The sequence below is a fragment of the Pseudomonas sp. MPR-R2A5 genome, from assembly GCF_058793055.1.
In genome coordinates, this window is record NZ_JBXAFK010000041.1 from 52672 (window position 1) to 75546 (window position 22875).

Genomic DNA, 22875 nt, shown 5'->3' on the forward strand with positions numbered 1-22875 from the left:
CCCCCGACGGCGGAGTGTCAGTCGACATCTATGTGACTGATCCACCGCTATCGGGGGCAAGCCCCCTCCCACATTGGATTTTCAGTGGATCTGAGACTCAGCCCTCATCGCCGTCGTCGTCGTCACCACCATCCACCTTCATCCCCAGTTCCTTGATCTTGCGAGTCAGGGTATTGCGGCCCCAGCCCAGCAGCACGGCGGCATCGCGGCGGCGACCAGCGGTGTGCTTGAGGGCCGTTTCGATCATGATCCGCTCGAACGCCGGTACGGCGCTGTCCAGCAGGTTTGACTGGCCGCGTGCCAGGGCCTGGTCGGCCCATTGGCGCAGGGCTTGTTCCCAGTTGGTCACTGGGGCCGAGTCCTGCGGCAGGCTCAACAGCTCCGGCGGCAGGTCGCTGATATGCACCTCGCGCCCGGATGCCATCACCGTGATCCAGCGGCAGGTGTTCTCCAGCTGGCGCACGTTGCCTGGCCACGGCAGGTTCTTCAGGTATTCCTCGGTCTCGGTTTTCAGCAGCTTCGGCTCCACGGCCAGCTCCTGGGCGGCGCGGCTGAGGAAGTGGCGAGCGAGGGTCGGGATATCTTCGCGACGGTCCGACATCCGGGGAATGTGGATACGGATCACGTTCAAGCGGTGGAACAAGTCCTCGCGGAACTTGCCCGCATGCACCAGGGTTTCCAGGTTCTGGTGAGTCGCGGCGATGATGCGCACATCGACCTTGACCGGCGTATGCCCGCCCACGCGATAGAATTCGCCGTCCGCCAGTACCCGCAGCAGGCGGGTCTGGGTATCGGCCGGCATATCGCCGATCTCATCGAGGAACAACGTACCGCCATCGGCTTGCTCAAAGCGGCCGCGACGCAGGTTGGCCGCGCCAGTGAACGCGCCTTTCTCATGGCCGAACAGCTCGGACTCCATCAAGTCCTTCGGAATCGCCGCCATGTTCAGTGCGATAAACGGCGAGGCCGACCTTGGGCTGTGACGGTGCAGGGCGTGGGCCACCAGTTCTTTACCGGTACCCGACTCGCCATTGATCAGCACGGTGATGTTGGAGTGGCTCAAGCGCCCGATGGCGCGAAACACTTCCTGCATCGCCGGCGCTTCGCCGATGATTTCCGGGGTGCGGGTCAGCGCCGGCGGCGCTTCCTGGTTCTGTTGTTCCTGGGCGTGCTGGTTGGCGCGCTTGACCAGCGCCACCGCCTCGTCCACGTCGAACGGCTTGGGCAGGTATTCAAACGCACCGCCCTGGTAGGACGCGACAGCGCTGTCCAGGTCCGAGTGCGCCGTCATGATGATTACCGGCAGGCGCGGGTGCTGTTCGCGAATCCGCGCCAGCAGGTCCAGGCCACTGGCGCCGGGCATGCGGATGTCGGAGATGATCACGTCGGGCTGCTGGCGCGCCAGGCGGCTCATCACCCCGTCAGCGCTGTCGAAGCTCTGGGTGGTCATGCCTTCCTGTTGCAAGGCTTTCTCGAGGACCCAGCGGATAGAACGGTCGTCATCGACGATCCACACAGTTTCACTACGGCTCATGTCGATGGGGCTCCTTGTTCCAGAGGCAGAAAGATCGAGAACGTGGTGTGGCCGGGATGGCTCTCACATTCGATCAGACCCTGGTGCTGGCTGATGATGTTCTGGGTAATGGCCAGGCCCAGCCCGGTACCGTCCGGGCGGCCGCTGACCATTGGAAAGAAGATGGTTTCCTGCAGTTCCGCAGGAATGCCCGGGCCGTTGTCGATGATCTCGACCTTGGTTACCAGGCGATGGCGCACGTGGCCGATGGTGAACTGGCGCAGGGCGCGGGTGCGCAGGCTGATGCGGCCCAGGCGCAGCTCGTTCTGGCTGCTGATGGCTTGCATGGCGTTGCGCACGATATTGAGCACGGCCTGGATCATCTGTTCGCGGTCGATCAATACGTCGGGAATGCTCGGGTCGTAGTCGCGCACCAGGGTGATGCAGCCCTGGCTTTCGGCTTCGACCAGCTGGCAGACGCGCTCAAGCACCTCGTGCACGTTGGTCATCGCCAGCGACGGCAGTTTGTTGGAGCCGAGCATGCGGTCCACCAGGTTGCGCAGGCGGTCGGCCTCTTCAATGATGACGTTGGTGTAGTCCTTGAGGTGCTCGTCCGGCAGCTCGCGGGCCAGCAACTGCGCGGCACCGCGAATCCCGCCCAACGGGTTCTTGATCTCATGGGCCAGGCCGCGGACCAGCATCTTGCTGGTTTCCTGCTTGGACAGCTGGGCTTCTTCTTTGGTGATGCGCAGCAGGCGGTCGCGGGGATGCACTTCAAGCAGCAGCAGGGTGGCGCCGTTGCTCAGGATCGGGGTCACGGCGTAGTCGACGGTCAGGGTTTGGCCGGTCAGGGCCGTGAGCATCGCCTCGCGCTTGGTGAATGGGTGTGCCTGCTCCACCGCCTGGCGCAATGAACTCAAGGCTTCGGCCGACTCGGTGAACAATTCGCTGATGAACTGCCCATGGCTGCGCTGGCCGCTGATGGCCAGGAGCATCTCCGCCGCCGGGTTCATGTACTCAAGACGCAAGTCGTCGTTGAGCAGGATGGTCGCGGTCGTCAGGTTGTCGAGTAACAAACGGTGCAGTGCATCACTGATGGTCATCAGGACCTCTTTTGGAGCAAGGCGCGGGCTTGAGGCACACGCTGATACAAGGAAAATGCAAAAACCAAACCAAGGCTCCGAAAAGAAGCGTTAAACCCCTGAAATAAGGATTTAAGGCTCGAAACTGTGGCGTTCTGCCAGCTTCAACGGGAAGTTTCGAACCAAAATGGGCTGGGCAGGTGGGTAGGGTGCAAGTTGTCGCACCAATATAGTGCGGTTTTGTGAAGGTTGTTCAGGAAGTGATGAGAGATCGTTCTCGCGCAGGTTCGAGAGCGATCTCGGTGGCAGGACTTTATCAATGCGGCTGGGACAGAGGCATGCCCATGGTGCCGGCGTAAAACACCAGTAGCTCCACTGGGGTGCTTCCGGTTCTGCCGCGATGGACAGTGCCCACCATCTCGGCCAGGGTTTGCCCTTGAGTCAGGGTGAGAGCCCGCCCGCCTTTACGGGTTTCAACGATCAACTCGCCCGAGAGGATATACGCTGCGTTCGGCATGGGGTGGCTGTGCCAGGGCAGCTGTGTATTCGCCGGGATCTTGAGTCGCAACAGCGTAAGTTCCGGCGGGCCGGAGGGGTAAGCCTCGTAAGGTGTTCCGTCCCATGATGCGCTGCTCTGCAGCAGGGTTTCCTTTTCGATCTGTACGGCGTCTTTGGGCTGGCTGCTGCAGCCTAGCGCAGCCAAACACGCCGCTGTTGCGATCAAGCATTTGAGGGCTTCCATGGTCGGTTTCATCCGTTCGCTGAGTGGCCGGTCAGGCTACGATCGCTGTCCGGGGGACGAATGCCGGAAGGGGCCTAAAATGATGTGGGTGTCATCTGTTATTCGCCTGTGTGGATACACAGCTCGGCAGTGGCGCGAATCATCGCCAGTTGCTGCAACGGCTCGTTCAACGGCTCATGCACCGCCTCGGCCAGCCACTGCGGGCACCTTGGGTCGGTGCGTTGCGGGGTGAAGTCCGCCAGTTCTTGCAGCAGGCGTTTTTGCAATTGATCCAGCTGCGGGCGAATCTGCTTCACCAGGTCGGGGCGCGGGTCATCGGGTGCCTTGCCCTGGAACTGCCAGTCGGACAGGTGGGTGTACTGCACCAGTTTGTTCGCTTCTATCTGCGCTGAGAAAAATTGCTCGGCGGCGGCGGGCGCCAGTTTGTAGTTGGGTGCCTGGGCGATGACGCTGGCGATGACCTCCTGTTCGCGCTTCTTGTCCTCTACGGGCTTTTTGCTGTCCCATTTGCTCAGGGCGACCTGGTCGGCGATGGCCAGGCGTTCGGCGATGCTGTTGAGCAATGGCTCAAGGCTGGCTGGCGCGGCGCTCGCACTGGTAGTGACGAACAGCAGGGCAAATACAAGTCGACGTTTCAAGGCTGATCTCCTTGTGGGAGGGGGCGAGCCCTCTCCCACATGTTTAATAAAATTCGGGCAAAAAAAGACCTCCCGAAGGAGGCCTCTTTCATCACGCTGCGTCAAGCAGCGCTACCGGATCAGCAGCTGTAGTACAGCTCGTATTCCAGTGGGTGTACGAAGGTGCGTACTTTGATTTCTTCTTCGCTTTTCAGCTCGATGTAGGCATCGATGAAGTCGTCGCTGAATACGCCGCCTTTGGTCAGGAACGCACGGCCCTTGTCCAGCTCTTCCAGGGCTTCTTTCAGGCTGCCGCACACTTGTGGGATCTCTTTGGCCTCTTCAGGCGGCAGGTCGTACAAGTTTTTGTCGGCGGCGTCGCCAGGGTGGATCTTGTTCTGGATACCGTCCAGGCCAGCCATGACCAGGGCAGCGAAGGCCAGGTATGGGTTGGCTGCTGGATCCGGGAAGCGGGCTTCGATACGGCGAGCGCGCGGGCTGGACACGTAAGGAATACGGATCGAGGCGGAACGGTTGCGTGCCGAGTAGGCCAGCATGACCGGCGCTTCGAAGCCTGGAACCAGACGCTTGTAGGAGTTGGTCGACGGGTTGGTGAAGCCGTTCAGGGCCTTACCGTGCTTGATGATACCGCCGATGAAGTACAGGGCGGTGTCGGACAGGCCGGCATAACCTTCGCCAGCGAAGGTGTTCTTGCCTTCTTTAGCGATGGACAGGTGAACGTGCATACCCGAGCCGTTATCGCCGTACAGAGGCTTAGGCATGAAGGTCGCGGTACGGCCGTAGGCATCAGCCACGTTGTGTACGCAGTACTTCAGGGTCTGGACTTCGTCAGCCTTGGCCACCAGGGTGTTGAATTTCACACCGATTTCGTTCTGGCCGGCAGTGGCCACTTCGTGGTGGTGCACTTCGATGACCAGGCCCATTTCTTCCATGGCGTTGCACATGGAGGTACGGATTTCGTGGTCGTGGTCGAATGGCGGAACTGGGAAGTAGCCACCTTTGATGCCTGGACGGTGGCCTTTGTTGCCGCCTTCCACGTCCTGGTCGGACATCCACGAACCTTGTTCGGAGAAGATCTTGAACATGGAGCCGGAGATGTCGGACTTGAACTTGACCGAATCAAAGATGAAGAATTCTGGCTCAGGGCCTACGAATACGGTGTCGCCGATACCGGTCGACTTCAGGTATTCCTCGGCACGCTTGGCGATCGCACGTGGGTCGCGGTCGTAGCCTTGCATGGTCGAAGGCTCGATCACGTCGCAGACGATGATCAGGGTTGGGTCTTCGGTGAACGGGTCCAGCACGGCAGTGCTGTCGTCCGGCATCAGGATCATGTCGGAAGCTTCGATGCCTTTCCAACCGGCAATGGAGGAACCGTCGAACATTTTGCCTTCTTCGAAGAAAGCGTCATCCAGCGCGTCGCGAGCCGGCATGGTCACGTGGTGCTGAGTGCCTTTTGTGTCCGTGAAGCGCAGATCAATCCATTTAACGTCATGATCTTTGATGAGTTGAACCGACTTCGACATGGTGTCCTCCGGGTGGCTTCGGGCTGGGTAGTGGAGTTAGCCCTTAGAATGTGGGTGATGCCGGCGCGGATACTCCGCCATGGCAACCTGCCTCACAAGAGAGCAAATTGCATGCCAGTGCGCCAACATGGCCTTTCTGCCTCAAAATCGCCCCTATAACGGTGCAATCGGCCGAAATGGAATAATTAACGCACTGCAATGTAGCGCCGATTTGCATAAATGACCCATTTTGGTGCTCATCACCTTCGATGCATATTAACTGGTTAAACCTTGAGCGATTTCCGCTATAATCCGCGCCCCCCTTTTTCGGCAGGCCCTGCGCGCGCTGTTTCCATGAAATTAATCGTTAAAGTCTTCCCAGAGATCACCATCAAGAGCCGACCGGTACGGATGCGTTTCATCCGTCAGTTGGCCAAGAACATCCGTGCCGTGCTCCGCGATCTGGACCCGGCTGTGGTGGTGAACGGCGTGTGGGACAACCTCGAGCTGGAAACCCGCGTGACCGACCCCAAAGCCTTGAAGGACATGACCGAACGGCTGAGCTGCATGCCGGGTATCGCGCATTTCCTGCAGGTGGACGAGTATCCACTGGGCGACTTCGACGACATCACCGAAAAGTGCAAGCAGCACTTCGGTGATGAGCTGGAAGGGAAGATTTTTTCGGTGCGCTGCAAGCGTGCCGGCAAGCACCCGTTCAGCTCCATGGACGTCGAGAAATACGTCGGCAGCAAGCTGCGTCGCGAGTGCGGCGCAGCCGGAATTTCCTTGAAAGCGCCACAAATTGAAGTGCGCATGGAAATTCGCGACCAACGGTTGTTCGTGATCCATAGCCAGCACGACAGCATCGGCGGCTACCCGCTGGGTGCCTTGGAACAGACCCTGGTACTCATGTCCGGCGGTTTCGATTCCACGGTGGCGGCCTACCAGATCATGCGCCGCGGGCTGATGAGCCATTTCTGCTTCTTTAACCTGGGCGGGCGTGCACACGAATTGGGCGTGATGGAAGTCGCGCATTATATCTGGAAGAAGTACGGCAGCTCCCAGCGTGTGCTATTTGTGAGCGTGCCGTTCGAGGAAGTGCTCGGGGAAATTCTCGGCAAAGTCGATAACAGTCATATGGGCGTAGTATTGAAGCGTATGATGTTGCGCGCTGCGTCCCGAATCGCCGATCAGTTGCAGATCGACGCGCTGGTGACCGGCGAAGCGATCTCCCAGGTCTCCAGCCAGACGCTGCCGAACCTGTCGCTGATCGACTGTGTGACCGAAAAGCTGGTGTTGCGCCCGCTGATCGCCAGCCACAAGCAGGACATCATCGACCTGGCGGAACAAATCGGCACCGCTGATTTCGCCAAGCATATGCCTGAATATTGCGGGGTCATCTCGGTGAACCCCAAGACCCACGCCAAGCGCAACCGCGTGGAGTACGAAGAACAACAGTTTGACATGGCGATTCTGGAGCGTGCGCTCGAGAACGCCAAGCTGGTCCCGATCGATCGAGTCATCGATGAACTGGGCCAGGATGTGCAGATCGAAGAAGTCAGCGAAGCCCTGGCCGGCCAGATCGTCATCGACATCCGTCACCCGGATGCCGCGGAGGATGAGCCGCTGGAAATCGCTGGCATCGACGTACAAACGCTGCCGTTCTATGCATTGAACGCGCGTTTCAAGGAACTGGATAACAGCCGTCAGTACCTGCTGTATTGCGACAAAGGCGTGATGAGTCGCCTGCATGCCCACCATTTGCTCAGTGAGGGGCATGCCAATGTGCGCGTTTATCGACCGAGCTAAGAGCCCGGGGCTGTTTGCCTGTGGCCTGCGTCACCGGCCCCCCGACTCTGCCGTCAAGCTGTAACGGCAAGGCCTGACTCTACTGTTAATCGCTGCCACGACCTGTCAGCACACCGAATCCTCTGATCGAGATACACAAGTGATCGAAAATCTACGTAACATCGCCATCATTGCTCACGTTGACCATGGTAAAACCACCCTGGTAGACAAACTCTTGCGTCAATCCGGCACCCTGGAGCGCAACGAGCTCAACGACGAGCGCGTGATGGACTCCAACGACCAGGAAAAAGAGCGCGGTATTACCATCCTGGCTAAAAACACCGCTATCAACTGGAACGGCTACCACATCAACATCGTGGATACCCCGGGCCACGCCGACTTCGGCGGCGAAGTAGAACGCGTAATGTCGATGGTTGACTCCGTTCTGCTGCTGGTTGACGCTCAAGACGGTCCTATGCCGCAAACCCGTTTCGTGACCAAGAAGGCTTTCGAAGCCGGCCTGCGTCCGATCGTGTGCATCAACAAGGTTGACCGTCCAGGCGCGCGTCCGGACTGGGTTCTGGACCAGATCTTTGACCTGTTCGACAACCTGGGCGCTACCGAAGAGCAACTTGATTTCCAAGTGATCTACGCATCGGCCCTGAACGGTATTGCCGGTCTGGAACACACCGCCATGGCGGAAGACATGACCCCGCTGTACCAGGCGATCGTTGACCACGTTCCACCACCGAAGGTTGACCGTGACGGTCCGTTCCAGATGCAAATCTCGGCACTGGACTACAACAGCTTCCTGGGTGTTATCGGCGTTGGTCGTATCGCCCGTGGTAGCGTCAAGCCGAACACCCCGGTTGTGGCTATCGGCGCCGACGGCAAGAAGCGTAACGGCCGTATCCTGAAGCTGATGGGCCACCACGGCCTGCACCGTATCGACGTTGAAGAAGCCTTCGCCGGCGACATCGTGTGCGTCAGCGGCATGGACTCGCTGTTCATCTCCGACACCCTGTGCCAGCCGGACACTGTCGAGGCGATGAAGCCTCTGACCGTTGACGAGCCAACCGTTTCCATGACCTTCCAGGTAAACGACTCGCCTTTCTGCGGTAAAGAAGGCAAGTTCGTGACTTCCCGTAACATCAAGGAACGTCTGGACAAAGAGCTGCTGTACAACGTTGCACTGCGCGTTGAAGAAGGCGACTCGGCTGACAAGTTCAAGGTTTCCGGCCGTGGTGAGCTGCACCTCTCGGTACTGATCGAAACCATGCGTCGCGAAGGCTTCGAAATGGGCGTTGGTCGTCCTGAAGTGATCATCCGTACTGTTGACGGCGTGAAGCAGGAACCGTTCGAAAACGTCACCATCGACACCCCTGAAGACTCCCAGGGCAAGGTCATGGAAGAGATGGGCCTGCGTAAGGGCGACCTGACCAACATGGTGCCGGATGGCAAAGGCCGTGTGCGTCTGGAATACAACATCCCTGCTCGTGGTCTGATCGGTTTCCGTAACCAGTTCCTGACCCTGACCAACGGTGCTGGCATCCTGACCTCGATCTTCGATCGCTACGACACCATGAAGTCCGGCGACATGTCCGGCCGTCAGAACGGTGTTCTGGTATCGGTAGAAACCGGCAAGGCGCTGACCTACTCCCTGGAAACCCTCCAGGCGCGTGGCAAGCTGTTCGTTGAACACGGTCAAGAGATCTACAACGGTCAGATCGTTGGCCTGAACAGCCGTGACAACGACATGGGCGTCAACCCAACCAAAGGCAAGAAGCTCGACAACATGCGTGCTTCGGGTAAAGACGAAACCATCGCCCTGGTTCCACCTGTTCGCTTCACCCTGGAACAGGCCCTGGAATTCATCCAGGACGACGAGCTGTGCGAAGTCACGCCTAAGTCGATCCGCCTGCGTAAGAAGATCCTGGACGAAGGCGAGCGTACCCGCGCTGCCAAGAAAGCCAAGAACTGAGTTAACTCAGGCTGAATGAAAAACGCCCCCGGTCGAAAGGCCGGGGGCGTTTTTTTATGTCTGCAGGTTGTGTGGTGGCTGTACCGGCCTCATCGGGGGCAAGCCCCCTCCCACATTTGACCGAGTACAGTCATTTGGAATGCGGTCAGTGTGGGAGGGGGCTTGCCCCCGATGGGGCCCTTGAGCCCCCTGCAAAACCTGGATCAGAACTTATCGAGGGTCTTGAACTTGGTTTCGCGCACCACTTCCTTCGGCTTATATGCGCAATACCCCGGGCGCGGCCCGATTTTCGGGTGGTTGCGGCAGGTATCCGGACGCTTGTCATAAATAGTGCAGAAGCGCGTCTTACGATCCAGGTACAAGCAGTCGTTGTTGCTCATGCGCTGCAGGGTAAAAATCTCGGATTTGTTGTTGTAGCGTTCGACAATGCCTTCCTTCTGCAAACGCTTGGCGATGTTTTTCGGCGGGTCGCCGCGCTCGAATTCATCGACGATGCCAATGCGGATCAGGTCCTTGATCTTCACCTCAACCGGCAGCGTGCAGCAGCTGGACACGCAGCCACCGCACATGTGGGCGGAGTATTTCTGCCAAGTCTCGAGACGGTCGAGTTCCGCGGCGGCGATCAGTTGAGGCTTCATCAGGGTTCCAAGGTGGGGCGGTATCCGGGCGCGCGATCATACCGGGATTGATGGTTTTTTGAACAATATTTTCTGGTTTTCAGCTCGAAGGCTGTTCGAGTGCAGATCGGGCACGACCCCTGCATTAAATTCGCGCAAAGGTGAATGAGTTAAAAAACTGCCGAACCAGAGCCTTCACCGTCTGTCAGACCGACTAGGCTCTAGCAACTCCTTCAATCTCGCCCGAGGTCGCACCGATGTCTCAGGAACCGCTTGCACGAGAAGCAGAGGTAGCCGCGTTTCGCGATGCTGTCTTGACCAAACTCACCTACGCGGTGGGCAAAGACCCGGATCACGCCTTCGACCACGACTGGTTCGAAGCCATTGCCCTGGCCGCCCGCGACCAGATGGTCGACCACTGGATGGACCACACCCGGCGTATCTACCGTAAAGGCCAGAAGCGGGTGTATTACCTCTCCCTCGAATTCCTCATCGGCCGTTTGCTCTATGACAGCCTGAGCAACCTCGGTGTGCTGGAGATCGCTCGCGAAGCCCTGAGCGAATTGGGTGTCGACCTGGAGCGCATCCGCCTGCTGGAGCCCGACGCGGCGCTTGGCAACGGTGGCCTGGGCCGCCTGGCGGCGTGCTTTATGGAAAGCATGTCGACCCTGGGCATTGCCGGCCATGGTTATGGCATTCGTTATGAGCACGGCTTGTTCCGCCAGGCGATTGTCGATGGCTGGCAGCAGGAACAGACCGAGCGCTGGCTGGATTTCGGCAACCCGTGGGAATTCGAACGGGCCGAGGTGATTTACCCGATCGGCTTTGGCGGCAGCGTCGAAACCCTGCCGGACCCTGCCGGCAAGATGATCCAAGTGTGGACGCCCAACGAAACGGTGCGTGCCGTCGCCTATGACACCCCGGTGGTCGGCTGGCGCGGCGCCAGCGTCAACACCCTGCGCCTGTGGCGTGCGCGGGCGGTGGAAGACCTGCATCTGGAGCGCTTCAACGCCGGTGACCACTTGGGTGCGGTCGCCGAAGTGGCCCGTGCGGAAAGCATCTCCCGAGTGCTTTACCCGGCTGACAGCACGGAAGCGGGGCAGGAACTGCGCCTGCGCCAGGAATACTTCTTCGTCTCGGCCTCGCTGCAAGACCTGCTGCGTCGCCACAAGAACATGCACGGCTCGGTACTCAGCCTGGGCGAGCATGCGGCGATCCAGCTCAACGACACTCACCCGTCGATCGCCGTGGCCGAGTTGATGCGTCAACTGGTCGACCTGCACGACATTCCATGGGACGCCGCGTGGGATGTCACCGTCGAAACCCTGTCGTACACCAACCACACCCTGTTGCCCGAAGCCCTGGAAACCTGGCCGGTCGGCCTGATGGAACGCATGCTGCCCCGGCACATGCAGATCATCTACCTGATCAACGCCCAGCACATCGACTCGTTGCGGGCCAAGGGCACCCATGACTTCGACGTACTGCGCGCCGTGTCGCTGATCGAAGAAGACAACGGCCGCCGTGTGCGCATGGGCAACCTGGCATTCCTCGGCTCCCACAGTGTCAACGGGGTCTCCGGCCTGCACACCCAGTTGATGCGCAGTACGGTGTTCTCCGAATTGCACAAGCTGTACCCGGAGCGCATCAACAACAAAACCAACGGCATTACCTTCCGCCGCTGGCTGTACCAGGCCAACCCCAAGCTCACCTCGATGCTGGTGGATGCACTGGGCCCCGACATTCTCGACACCGTGGAAACCCGTCTGGTCGAGCTGGAAACCTTTGCCGAGAAGCAAGCATTCCGCAAGGCGTTTGCCGAACAGCGCCTGCACAGCAAGCGCGCGCTGGCCGATATCATCCATGAGCGCCTGGGCATTGCGGTCAACCCGGCGGCAATGTTCGACGTACAGGTCAAGCGTATCCACGAGTACAAGCGCCAGTTGCTCAACCTGCTGCACACCGTGGCGCTGTACCAGGCGATCCGTGCCGAGCCGGGCACCGACTGGGTACCGCGGGTGAAGATTTTCGCGGGCAAGGCGGCGGCCAGTTATCACCAGGCCAAGTTGATCATCAAGCTGACCAACGACATTGCGCGCACCGTGAACAACGACCCGACCGTGCGCGGTCTGCTCAAGGTGGTGTTCCTGCCCAACTACAACGTCAGCCTGGCGGAAAGCATCATTCCGGCGGCCGACTTGTCGGAGCAAATCTCCACTGCCGGCTTTGAGGCGTCGGGCACCAGCAATATGAAGTTCGGCCTCAACGGCGCGCTGACCATCGGCACCATGGACGGCGCCAACGTCGAGATGCACGAGCGCGTGGGGGCCGAGCACATGTTTATCTTCGGTCTCAGCGCCCAACAGGTCGAGGCGCGCAAGCAGGCTGGCGAGTTCCATGCCGGGCCGGACATCGCGGCCTCCCATCGGTTGAACGATGTGCTGCAGGCGATTCGAGGCGGGGTGTTCTCGCCGGACGATCCAGGCCGATATGTGGGCTTGATCGATGGGCTGATCGACTATGACCGCTTCCTGGTGTGTGCCGACTTCGACGCCTATTGGGATGCACAAGCGCGGGTCGAAGCGCATTGGCATGATTCCAAGGAATGGTGGCGCTCGGCGGTACTCAATACCGCGCGGATGGGGTGGTTCTCTTCGGACCGGACGATCCGCGAGTACGCTACCGAGATCTGGAAAGCCCTGGACTAGATCTGCTGTAGGAGCGAGCTTGCTCGCGAAAAACGCCAACGATAACGCGTGCTTTCTGATTTAACGCGGTATCTTTGCGATCTTCGCGAGCAAGCTCGCTCCTACAGCACGGTTTACCTAGGGAATATCGACCATGCAATGGATTTTCATGCTGATTGGCCTGGTGCTCGGCTGGACGCTCGATGAGTCGTTCAGTGACGCGGGCATCGGTGCGCTGTTGGGGTTGGGCATTGGCCAGGCGATTCGCCTGTCTAGGCTGGCGACCCAGGCGCAGCAGCAGGCTGCTCAGTTGGAAACCACGCAGAAGGCGTTGATCGCCCTGGGCGAGCGCCTGCGGCAACTGGAAGTGCCCGCGCCAACGAGCAATGGCATCGTCGAAACGCCTGTCCCTGAGCCGACACCTGTCGCCAAGGCGCCTGAACTGGTGTGGGAACTGCCGGCTGAATTGGCGCCTGTGGCGATGGTCGCCGAACCGAGCCACCCACTGCCGGATGACGTCTGGACGCCCGCCCCGACGCCGCGTGCGCCTCAAGAACCTGCCGCTCCCCGTGGCCCCAACCTGATCGAACGCGCCATCAGCGGCGCACGCAATTGGCTGTTGGGTGGCAACACCGTCCTGCGTGTCGGCGTGGTGCTGTTGTTCCTCGGCCTGGCGTTCCTGTTGCGCTACGCCACCGAAGGCATGGTGGTGCCGATCGAGTTGCGCTACGCCGGGGTGGCTGCGGCCGCCGTGGGCCTGCTGGGCCTGGGCTGGTGGTTACGACTGCGCAACAGCAACTACGGATTGATGCTGCAAGGCACCGGGATCGCGGTGTTGTACCTGACGGTATTTGCCGCGATGCGCCTGCACCCGTTGATCGATCCGAGCGCGGCACTGGGCCTGCTGGTAGCGATCACCGTGTTCTCGGCGATCCTGGCGATTACCCAGGATGCCCTGGGCCTGGCCTGCGCGGCGGCACTCGGCGGGTTTGCAGCACCGATCCTCACGTCCACCGGCGCCGGCAACCACGTGGCGCTGTTCAGTTATTTCGCCCTGCTCAATGCCGGCATCCTCGCCATCGCCTGGTTCAAGGCCTGGCGCCTGCTCAACCTGATCGGCTTTGTCGGCACCTTTGGCATTGGCTTCGCCTGGGGTTTGCGTTCGTATACTCCGGAACTGCTGTGGAGCACCGAGCCGTTCCTGATCCTGTTTTTCCTGATGTACCTGGTCATCGGCCTGTTGTTCACCCGCCGCAAATTGCTGGAGATGAACGACGCGCCCGAAGATGGCAGCCGGGGGGCGCTGCTGCGCTGGTCGGCGGCCAAGGGCGATTACGTCGACGGTAGCCTGCTGTTCGGTCCGCCGTTGGTGGGTTTTGGCTTGCAGTTCGCACTGGTGCAGCATTTGGAGTTTGCCGCTGCGTTCAGCGCCCTTGGCCTGGGCGTTATCTATATGGGCCTGGCGCGATTGCTCAGTGGCGGGCGTGCCTTGCTGCTGGCGGAAACCTGCCTGGCCCTGGGGGTGATCTTCGCCAGCCTGGCGATTCCCCTGGGCCTCGACGCACGCTGGACGGCGGCGGCCTGGGCCGTGGAAGGCGCCGGGATCTTCTGGCTCGGCTTGCGTCAGCAACGGCCGTTGGCCCGAGCCTTCGGCGTGTTATTGCAATTGGGCTCGGCGCTGGCCTTTCTCAGCGAACTGCGCGTTGGCGACCATACGTTGCTCGACGGTGCGCCATTGGGCGCGCTGCTGCTGGGCGCGGCGCTGCTGTTCAGTTTCGACCAACTACGCAAGGCGTCGCCGGAGCAGGCGGCGGGATGGGAGCGCAAGGGGCTGCCGGTGTTGGCCAGCCTGGGCCTGACCTTTTTGTACCTGCTCGCGCCGCTGTTGTTGCTGACCCAAGGCACCGCCATCAGTTGGGCGGTCGCCGGCCTGGCCACCCTGTGGATCGGCCTGCGCATCGGCTCGCGTACGTTCCTGTTTAGCGCGTTCGCCGTGCAACTGCTGGGCGGCGCGCTGTTTCTGCTGCGTTTGCAAGGCGGTGACGGGGCGGCGGTATTCAGCGCGGGCTGGAGCGGCCTGCTGACGGCGTCGCTGATCGGCCTGGCCTTGATTGGCGGCATGCTCCTGGCGGTGCGCGACGACCAGGTGCGTGGCGATGTGCGGCTGTTGCGTGGCCTGTCGGTGGTGCTGCTCGCGGGTCTGGTATTGATCAACCTTGCGGTGCTGTTTGTGCTGCCATGGGAAAGTGCCAGCGGTGTATGGGCGGCCAGTGGCTTGCTGATCATCTGGTTGAGCCTGTACCTGCAACAGCGCGTCAGTTTTGTATTTGGTTTGCTGCTGCAGGTGATCGGCGGTGCTGCGTTCCTGCTGTCGGTACCGGAGCTGCTCGGGCCGTTGACCCCTGAAGGTGTGCGCCCCTTGGGGCACAGCGGTTTCTGGACGCCGATGGTCCTGGGCCTGGCCGCCCTGGTTGGCGCGTGGCGCTTGCAGCGTGAGCCCCATGCGCCGATGTTTGCCGTACTCAAGCTGCAACGCCTGTCCGACCTGTTGCTGGTGTGGGGCGCGGCCTGGTGGGCCGTGGCGCTGATCAGTGAAGTGTTGCGGTTTATCCCGCGGGAACTGCAGGGGGCTTTCCTGTTGGGCTGCGCGGCGCTCAGCGTGGCACTCTGGGCGTTGCTGGCGGCGAGATTGCGCTGGGCGTCGCTGGGCATGCTTTGCACCGTGTTGATGCCGGCGGCGGGGGTGGTGTTGCTGGTGTCCGCGCATGACTATTACCACCCGGCGGCCCAGTACGGCTGGCTGGCCTGGCTGACAGTCTTTGCGGTGCACTTCGTGTCGTTGCGGCGGCTGGCGGCAGTGGCGCCGGGCAAGGCGCTGAGTGTCGCCCATGTGCTTGGCTGCTGGATGCTGATCGGCGTGCTGGCCCTGGAGCTGCGTTACGGCTTGTTGCGGCTGTCGGCCGAATACAACGCCTGGCGCTGGCTGGGCTGGGCGATTCTGCCAAGCCTGTATCTGGTGCTGGCAGCCACGCCGCGTCGTTGGCCGTGGCCGATGTCGGCTTACCCGAAAGAGTACCGGGTGCTGGCGGCGCTGCCGCTGGCGGTGTTGATGCTCGGTTGGTTCTGGCTGGCCAATAGCTTCAGTGACGGCACGGCCAGGCCGTTGCCGTATGTGCCGCTGATCAGCCCGCTGGACCTGGGGCTGCTGTTTGCCCTGTTCGGTGTGTATCTGTGGTCACGCAGCGTTGCGCCGCAACGTGGGGCTCGAGTCGAGTTGATCGCCGAAGGCGTGGCAGGTCTCTCGCTGTTTGCATTCTTCACCGCGCTGGTGATGCGCGCCGCCCACCACTGGGGCGGCGTGCCGTTCCAGGTGGATGCGTTGCTCGAATCGATGCTGGTACAAGCCAGCCTGTCGATCGTCTGGACCCTGGTCGCCCTCGGCCTGATGATCGGCGGCCACCTGCGCCATCGCCGCGAAGTGTGGCTGATCGGCGCAGCGTTGATTGCCGTGGTGGTGGCCAAGCTGTTCTTTGTCGAGCTGAGCAACCGTGGTGGCCTGGCGCGGATCGTGTCGTTCATTGGCGTGGGCGGGTTGTTGCTGGTGGTGGGCTACTTCGCGCCACTGCCGCCCAAGCGTGCCGAACCTGTGCTGGAAACTGAAGGAGCATCCTCTTGATCGGTAAGTTGAGCGTGGCGGTAGTGGGGTTGTGCGCAACGTGGTCGGTGTGGGCCCAGGAAACGCCTGCCGATTTCACCACCCAGGTGCCGCTGAGCGTCAGTGGCAACGGCCCCTGGTATCGCCTTGAATTGCCTTTGGCTGTGCAACTGGGCGCGCGCCAGGCCGACCTCAGTGATGTACGCGTCTTTAACGCGGCCGGTGAACCTCAGGCCTATGCACTGTCGCGACAATCGCCCCAGCACACCGAAAACCGCAACGTCACCGAGGTGAAGTGGTTCCCGCTGTACGCGGCCGACACCCACGAAACCTTGCCCGATGTGGTGGTGAAGTCCAGCGCCGAAGGCACCTTGCTCGAGGTACGCCCCTCCACCGCCGCCAAGCCCGGCAAGCAGGTGCTGCGCGGCTGGGTACTGGACGCCAGCGCGATCAAGGCACCGTTGCAGCAACTGAGCCTTGACTGGAGCCACGAGCAGGAGGGCTTCCAGCGTTTCAGCATTGAAGCCAGTGATGACTTGCAGCACTGGGAAGCCTGGGGTGATGGGCAAGTGGCGCGCTTGTCGTTTGCCGACGAGCGGGTCGAACAGCATGACGTCAGCCTGCCGGGGCAACCGGCGCGCTACCTGCGCTTGTTGTGGCAAGGCCAGGCGGCGCCGCTGCTGACCTCGGCCAAGCTGACAAGCGCCACCCGCAGCAGTTTACCGATGCCCTTGGTGTGGTCGCAGCCGCTGGCCGGTTCGCGACTCAAGGCGGGGGAGTACAGCTGGCAGTTGCCGACGGGGCTGAATGTCGAGCGCCTGCGCGTCGAATTGAAGCAGCCCAACACGCTGGCGCCCGTGACCTTGGCGGGGCGGCGTGACAGCCAGCAGGCCTGGCAGCCGCTGAGCAACGGTGTGCTGTACCGCCTGACCCAGAATGGCCAGGACGTGGTGCAGGATGAATTACCGTTGCCGGGCCAAACGGTTACTGAGCTCAAGTTGCAGGTGGATGAGCGCGGCGGTGGCCTGGGCGTCGAAGCCCCGGCACTGCGCGTTGCCGTGCGCGCCACGCAACTGGTGTTCCTGGCGCGGGGCGAGCCGCCATTTACCTTGGCGCTGGGTAATGCGTCGGCCAAGGCGGCGAACCTGCCGCTGTCGACCCTGATCCCTGGCTACAACGCCGAGCGTTTCAATACGTTGGGGCAGGCCCAGGTAGCCGGGGGCGTGACCGTCACGTCGCCTGCGGCCGCAGCCGTTGTCGATACCGGGCCGAACTGGAAAAAGTTCGGGCTCTGGGCCGTGTTACTGCTCGGTGTCGCGGCGTTGGGGGCCATGGCCTACAGTTTGCTGCGCAAGCCTGCGGCGGTACGTTAAATAAAGTCCATGAACTCTATTGGGTTTAAATCCTCTGATAGGAGGAAATACGCCCCGACTCGCGTTAAACTGCGCGGGTTTTTAAGCCCCCCCATACATCGGAGCCTTCCATGTCCCGCGTTACCCTGAGTCGCTATTTGATCGAGCAGACCCGCAGCAACAACACGCCTGCCGATCTGCGCTTCCTTATCGAAGTGGTGGCGCGTGCTTGCAAGGAGATCAGCCACGCCGTGTCCAAAGGCGCACTGGGCGGTGTCCTGGGCAGCATGGGCACTGAAAACGTCCAAGGCGAAGTGCAGAAGAAACTCGACGTACTCTCCAACGAGATCCTGCTCGAAGCCAACGAATGGGGCGGTCACCTGGCCGGCATGGCGTCCGAAGAAATGGACAATGCCTACCAGATCCCGGGCAAGTACCCGAAAGGCGCCTACCTGCTGGTGTTCGACCCACTGGACGGTTCGTCCAACATCGACATCAACGCCCCCGTCGGTACCATCTTCTCGGTATTGCGTTGCCCGAACGAATACCTGAGCCAGAACGAAGCCCTCAACGAAAAGGCCTTCCTGCAGCCAGGCACCGAGCAGGTTGCGGCCGGCTACGCGATCTACGGCCCGCAGACCATGCTGGTGCTGACCCTGGGCGACGGCGTCAAGGGCTTCACCCTGGACCGTGAAATGGGCAGCTTCGTACTCACCCACGAAGACATCACCATTCCTGCTGCCACGCAGGAATTCGCGATCAACATGTCCAACCAGCGCCACTGGGAAGAACCGGTCAAGCGCTACGTCAATGAATTGATGGAAGGCGAAGAAGGCCCGTTGAAGAAGAACTTCAACATGCGCTGGGTTGCGGCGATGGTGGCTGACGTGCACCGTATCCTGACCCGCGGTGGCCTGTTCATGTACCCACGCGACAGCCGCGAGCCGTCCAAGCCGGGCAAGCTGCGCCTGATGTACGAAGCCAACCCGATGTCGTTCCTGGTTGAACAGGCAGGCGGTGCGTCGACCGACGGCCATCAGCGTATCCTCGACATCCAGCCCGAAGGCCTGCACCAGCGCGTGGCGGTGTTCCTGGGTTCGAAGGAAGAGGTTGAGCGCGTAACCGGTTACCACAAGAAGTAACTTTTCGCGATAAGTGATCGGCGTTGTTGTGAGCCGGTTCACCCTTAAATAAGCCCCGAAACGTTTCAGCGTTTTCGGGGCTTTTTTGTTTTCGTTCGTCGGGAACCAGACACCTCTTTTCCCTTCTAAGCTTCTGGCAGATACCCAAGCTGCTTCGTCCCTCCAGGAGTTATTCCATGTCGTTACGCCGTCTCGCTTTGCTGGCTTTTTGCGTGCTGTTGGCCGCTTGCAGCAAGGTCAACCAAGAAAACTACGCAAAGTTGTCGGCCGGCATGGCCAAGGCCGAGGTGGAGTCGTTGCTGGGTAAGCCGACCGATTGTTCAGGCGCACTGGGCATGTCCAGTTGCACCTGGGGTGATAAAAACAGCTTTATCAGCGTTCAATATGCCGGTGACAAGGTTCTGATGTTTTCCGGGCAAGGCCTGAAGTAAACCGGGGCGAGAGCCTGCGGGAGAAGAAGAATGATGCGTTTTGTTTTGTTCCTTTGTGCCAGCCTTTTTTTGGCGGGCTGTGCCAGCCATTCTGGCGACGATCTGCAACCCAAGACAGCGAGTAACGTCAACCTCAAGCGTTACCAGGGTACCTGGTATGAGTTGGCTCGATTGCCGATGTACTTCCAGCGCAACTGTGCACAGTCCGAAGCCCGCTACACATTGCTGCCCGATGGCGATATGTCGGTGTTCAACCGCTGCCTGACGACTGATTGGAAGTGGGAAGAAGCCAAGGGCACGGCTACGCCGCAGGTGCCGGGCAAGACCGACAAGCTCTGGGTGGAATTCAATAACTGGTTTACCGCGTTGTTGCCGGGCGTCGCCAAAGGCGATTACTGGGTGTTGTACGTCAGCGATGACTACAAGACCGCCATCGTTGGCAGCCCGAGCCGACGTTATATGTGGATCCTGTCACGTACGCCGACGGTCAGCGCCGATACCCGCGAAGACTTGCTCAGCAGGGCGCGCCAGCAGGGGTATGACACCACGCGTTTGATCTGGCGTACGTCTGATAAGCAGATGGCGAAGACCTCGCAGTAAACAATGTGGGAGAGGGCTGTTGTGGCGAGCGGGCTTGTCCCGCGTTGGGGCGCGAAGCTGCCCCCAAACCAGCCACTGAGGCGTGCCTGACACAGCGCAGGTGTCTTTTGTCAGGGGCCGCTTCGCGCCCCAACGCGGGACAAGCCCGCTCGCCACAGAGGCCCCCGCTAAATCGGAGATTTAGCGGGGGCCTCTACATTTGTTATGGATTGCCTGTCAGCCCAACAAATCCCTCAAGACCTGCGTAAACGCCCGGCTGCTTTCTTCCTCGCCGGCATGCAGCCCATCGCGCACTACCCACTTCCCGTTGACCATTACATCGCGCACCTGTCGATCCCCACCGGCAAACAACCAGCGATTGAGAATCCCGTCTTCGGTTGCCGTCGCCAGGTACGGATCGTTGCCGTCCAGCACGATCCAGTCCGCACGCTTGCCCACTGCCAATTGCCCAATCGGCTGCCCCAGCGCTTGGGCGCCGCCGTCGAGCGCGGCGTCGAACAGCGTGCGGCCGACCATCGGCTGATCACTGCGATACAGGCGGTTGCGCCGCTGATCGCGCAGGCGCTGGCCGTATTCCAACCAGCGCAGTTCTTCCACCACGCTCAGCGACACATGGCTGTCGGAGCCAATTCCCATGCGCCCACCCTGGGCGAGAAAGTCCACGGCCGGGAAGATCCCGTCGCCCAGGTTGGCTTCGGTGGTCAGGCACAAACCGGCAATCGCCCGGCTCCTGGCCAGGCGCGTGACCTCTTCCGGGTTGGCGTGGGTGGCGTGGACCAGGCACCAGCGTTCGTCGACGTCGACATTGTCGTACAGCCATTGCAGTGGGCGTTTACCGCTCCAGGCCAGGCAGTCGTCGACTTCTTTTTGCTGTTCGGCGATGTGGATGTGCACGGGGCAGGTCTTGTCGCTGGCTGCGAGTACCTCATGGATCTGCTCCGGCGTGACCGCACGCAGGGAGTGAAAACACAGGCCCAGTTGTTGCGCTGGTTGCGCCGCGAGGATCGGTTGCAAGCGCGCCTGCAGGTCGAGGTAGTTTTCGGTGCTGTTGATAAACCGGCGCTGCCCTTCATTCGGTGCCTGTCCGCCAAACCCGGAGTGGCTGTACAGCACCGGCACCAGCGTCAGGCCGATCCCGCTGCTCGTAGCGGCCTGGCTGATCTGGCGTGACAGTTCCGTGCGGTCGGCATAGGGCTGGCCGCTGACGTCGTGATGCACGTAGTGGAATTCAGCCACGCTGGTGTAACCGGCCTTGAGCATCTCGATGTACAACTGGCGGGCGATGACCTGCAGCTGTGCCGGGTTGATCTTGCCGACCATGCGGTACATCAAGTCGCGCCAGGTCCAGAAGCTGTCATTCGGGTTGCCGGCGACTTCCGCCAGGCCCGCCATGGCGCGTTGAAACGCGTGGGAATGCAGGTTCGGCATGCCCGCCAGCAGCGGACCTCTGAGCCGTTCGGCGGCGTCTGCACTGGCATTGGCCTGGACGCGTGTCAGTACGCCAGCGGCGTCGACTTCAAGACGTACATCGTTGGCCCATCCATTAGGCAGCAGCGCGCGTTCGGCAAAGAAAGCGGACATGATTAGAGCACCCCGGTCGTGTGTTTATTTGTATATACATATACAGACGTTTGCCTGCTCGGTAAACTCCGGCAATCTATGCATCTTTTCCACCTGCAAGGATTCCCTGTGCCGACTCCGCCCGCCAAGTCTTCGCTGGCTGCCCACATGGACGAAAGTCCGGCGCCCTTGTATGCCCGCGTCAAACAGATGATCAGCCAGCAGATCCTCAACGGCAACTGGCCGCCCCATTACCGCGTACCGTCGGAGAGCGAACTGGTCAGCCAGCTGGGTTTCAGCCGCATGACCATCAACCGCGCCCTGCGCGAACTCACCGCCGAAGGTTTGCTGGTACGCATGCAAGGCGTGGGTACGTTCGTCGCCGAGCCCAAGAGCCAGTCCGCGCTGTTTGAAGTGCACAACATTGCCGATGAGATCGCCTCCCGCGGACATCGCCATACCTGCCAGGTCATCACCTTGGGCGAAGAGGCCGCCGGTTCCGAGCGCGCCGTCGCCCTGGAAATGCGTGAGGGCGGACGGGTGTTCCACTCGTTGATCGTGCATTACGAAAACGATATTCCCGTGCAAATCGAAGACCGTTTCGTCAACGCGCTGGTCGCCCCGGAATACCTGCAACAGGATTTCACCCAGCAAACGCCCTACGCCTATCTGAACCAGGTGGCGCCGCTGACCGAAGGCGAGCACGTGGTTGAAGCGATCCTCGCCGATGCCACCGAGTGCAAACTGTTGCAGATCGAGCCGAGCGAGCCATGCCTGTTGATTCGCCGCCGCACGTGGTCGGGTCGCCAGCCGGTGACCGCCGCGCGTTTGATCCACCCCGGTTCCCGTCATAGCCTGGAAGGACGTTTCAGTAAATGAGTGCAGTGAAAGTCTGGCGCGCCACCGATTACGTGCGCATGCCGTGGAAAAACGGCGGTGGCAGCACCGAAGAAATCACCCGTGATGCTGGCGAGGGCCTGGAGGGGTTTGGCTGGCGCTTGTCGATTGCCGACATCGGCGAGTCGGGCGGGTTTTCCAGCTTCGCCGGTTACCAGCGCGTGATCACGGTGATCAAGGGCGCCGGCATGGTGTTGACCGTGGATGGCGAAGAACAGCGCGGCCTGTTGCCCCTGCAACCATTTGCCTTCAAGGGTGATAGCCAGGTGTCATGCCGCCTGATCACCGGGCCGATCCGCGATTTCAACCTGATCTATTCGCCCCAGCGTTACCACGCGAGGCTGCAATGGGTGGACGGTGTGCAGCAGTTTTTCAGTACCGCGCAGACCGTGCTGGTGTTCAGCGTGGCGGATGAAGTGAAGGTGCTGGGGCACACGCTGGGTCATCACGATTGCCTGCAAATCGACGGTAACACCGGCCTGTTGGACATAGGCGTGGCTGGCCGCAGCTGCATCATCGAACTGACCGCACGCGGTTAAAAACTGTGGGAGGGGGCTTGCTCCCGATATAGGTGTGTCAGTACCAGATGGGCTGACTGATCCACCGCTATCGGGGTGTAGAACCGTAGACATCGTTTACATCTGAAACCGGGGACATCGTTTACACATTTGAGGCTTGGACGCGG

Annotated in this window: 17 protein-coding genes; 10 read left to right on the top strand and 7 right to left on the bottom strand. The window is 60.9% G+C overall.

The genetic code is table 11. The annotated features are described in order from the left end of the window. Window positions 1-97: 97 nt before the first annotated feature. From ntrC to glnA, 5 genes are all read right to left on the bottom strand, one after another. Entirely contained in the window at window positions 98-1534 is a 1437-nt protein-coding gene (ntrC, locus tag AC1Q6I_RS25305; protein ID WP_024072895.1) for a nitrogen regulation protein NR(I), read from the bottom strand. After that, on the bottom strand, window positions 1531-2616 hold the full coding sequence (gene glnL, locus AC1Q6I_RS25310) for a nitrogen regulation protein NR(II) (protein ID WP_024072896.1): 1086 nt from the start codon (window positions 2614-2616) through the stop codon (window positions 1531-1533). The genes ntrC and glnL overlap by 4 nt, the downstream gene beginning before the upstream one ends. Window positions 2617-2911: 295 nt before the next feature. Continuing rightward, window positions 2912-3337: a cupin domain-containing protein gene (locus tag AC1Q6I_RS25315; RefSeq protein ID WP_069075086.1), complete on the bottom strand. Its 426-nt coding sequence runs from the start codon at window positions 3335-3337 to the stop codon at window positions 2912-2914. 98 nt (window positions 3338-3435) lie between these two features. After that, complete coding sequence (locus AC1Q6I_RS25320; protein ID WP_102625462.1) at window positions 3436-3975, bottom strand: chorismate mutase; 540 nt, start codon at window positions 3973-3975, stop codon at window positions 3436-3438. A 119-nt stretch (window positions 3976-4094) separates the two neighbouring features. Beyond that, window positions 4095-5501, bottom strand: a complete 1407-nt coding sequence (gene glnA, locus AC1Q6I_RS25325) for a glutamate--ammonia ligase (RefSeq protein WP_024072899.1) — start codon at window positions 5499-5501, stop codon at window positions 4095-4097. A gap of 333 nt (window positions 5502-5834) precedes the next feature. Between glnA and thiI the strand changes: the two genes are divergently transcribed. Together thiI and typA are read left to right on the top strand one after the other, a co-directional pair. Further along, window positions 5835-7289, top strand: a complete 1455-nt coding sequence (gene thiI / locus AC1Q6I_RS25330) for a tRNA uracil 4-sulfurtransferase ThiI (RefSeq protein WP_102625463.1) — start codon at window positions 5835-5837, stop codon at window positions 7287-7289. A gap of 139 nt (window positions 7290-7428) precedes the next feature. Next, a complete protein-coding gene (gene typA / locus AC1Q6I_RS25335; protein WP_102625464.1) occupies window positions 7429-9249 on the top strand; it encodes a translational GTPase TypA in 1821 nt (606 codons plus the stop codon). A gap of 203 nt (window positions 9250-9452) precedes the next feature. On the opposite strand, the gene AC1Q6I_RS25340 is transcribed toward typA, so the two are convergent. Further along, window positions 9453-9887 (bottom strand): YkgJ family cysteine cluster protein, encoded by a 435-nt coding sequence (locus AC1Q6I_RS25340; protein ID WP_024072902.1) that lies wholly within the window; start codon window positions 9885-9887, stop codon window positions 9453-9455. A 236-nt stretch (window positions 9888-10123) separates the two neighbouring features. On the opposite strand from AC1Q6I_RS25340, the gene AC1Q6I_RS25345 reads away from it, so the two are divergent. From AC1Q6I_RS25345 to AC1Q6I_RS25370, 6 genes are all read left to right on the top strand, one after another. Further along, on the top strand, window positions 10124-12574 hold the full coding sequence (locus tag AC1Q6I_RS25345) for a glycogen/starch/alpha-glucan phosphorylase (protein WP_024072903.1): 2451 nt from the start codon (window positions 10124-10126) through the stop codon (window positions 12572-12574). Window positions 12575-12707: 133 nt separating this feature from the next. Further along, window positions 12708-16229 (top strand): DUF2339 domain-containing protein, encoded by a 3522-nt coding sequence (locus AC1Q6I_RS25350; RefSeq protein ID WP_102625465.1) that lies wholly within the window; start codon window positions 12708-12710, stop codon window positions 16227-16229. Next, window positions 16229-17581, top strand: coding sequence for a DUF3999 domain-containing protein (locus AC1Q6I_RS25355; protein ID WP_041161078.1), 1353 nt, complete (start codon window positions 16229-16231; stop codon window positions 17579-17581). The genes AC1Q6I_RS25350 and AC1Q6I_RS25355 overlap by 1 nt, the downstream gene beginning before the upstream one ends. A 110-nt stretch (window positions 17582-17691) precedes the next feature. Further along, window positions 17692-18702, top strand: a complete 1011-nt coding sequence (locus AC1Q6I_RS25360) for a class 1 fructose-bisphosphatase (RefSeq protein ID WP_024072906.1) — start codon at window positions 17692-17694, stop codon at window positions 18700-18702. Between the two features lie 176 nt (window positions 18703-18878). Next, window positions 18879-19133: a hypothetical protein gene (locus tag AC1Q6I_RS25365; RefSeq protein ID WP_017849914.1), complete on the top strand. Its 255-nt coding sequence runs from the start codon at window positions 18879-18881 to the stop codon at window positions 19131-19133. Window positions 19134-19163: 30 nt separating this feature from the next. Continuing rightward, window positions 19164-19733, top strand: coding sequence for a lipocalin family protein (locus AC1Q6I_RS25370; protein WP_024072907.1), 570 nt, complete (start codon window positions 19164-19166; stop codon window positions 19731-19733). A 216-nt stretch (window positions 19734-19949) separates the two neighbouring features. Here AC1Q6I_RS25370 and AC1Q6I_RS25375 read toward each other — a convergent pair whose 3' ends face one another. Then, entirely contained in the window at window positions 19950-21314 is a 1365-nt protein-coding gene (locus AC1Q6I_RS25375) for a formimidoylglutamate deiminase (protein WP_102625781.1), read from the bottom strand. 147 nt (window positions 21315-21461) lie between these two features. Between AC1Q6I_RS25375 and hutC the strand changes: the two genes are divergently transcribed. Both hutC and AC1Q6I_RS25385 read left to right on the top strand, forming a co-directional pair. Beyond that, window positions 21462-22172 (top strand): histidine utilization transcriptional repressor HutC, encoded by a 711-nt coding sequence (gene hutC, locus AC1Q6I_RS25380; protein WP_223817892.1) that lies wholly within the window; start codon window positions 21462-21464, stop codon window positions 22170-22172. Further along, a complete protein-coding gene (locus AC1Q6I_RS25385) occupies window positions 22169-22729 on the top strand; it encodes a HutD/Ves family protein (RefSeq protein ID WP_024072910.1) in 561 nt (186 codons plus the stop codon). The genes hutC and AC1Q6I_RS25385 overlap by 4 nt, the downstream gene beginning before the upstream one ends. Window positions 22730-22875 lie beyond the last annotated feature (146 nt).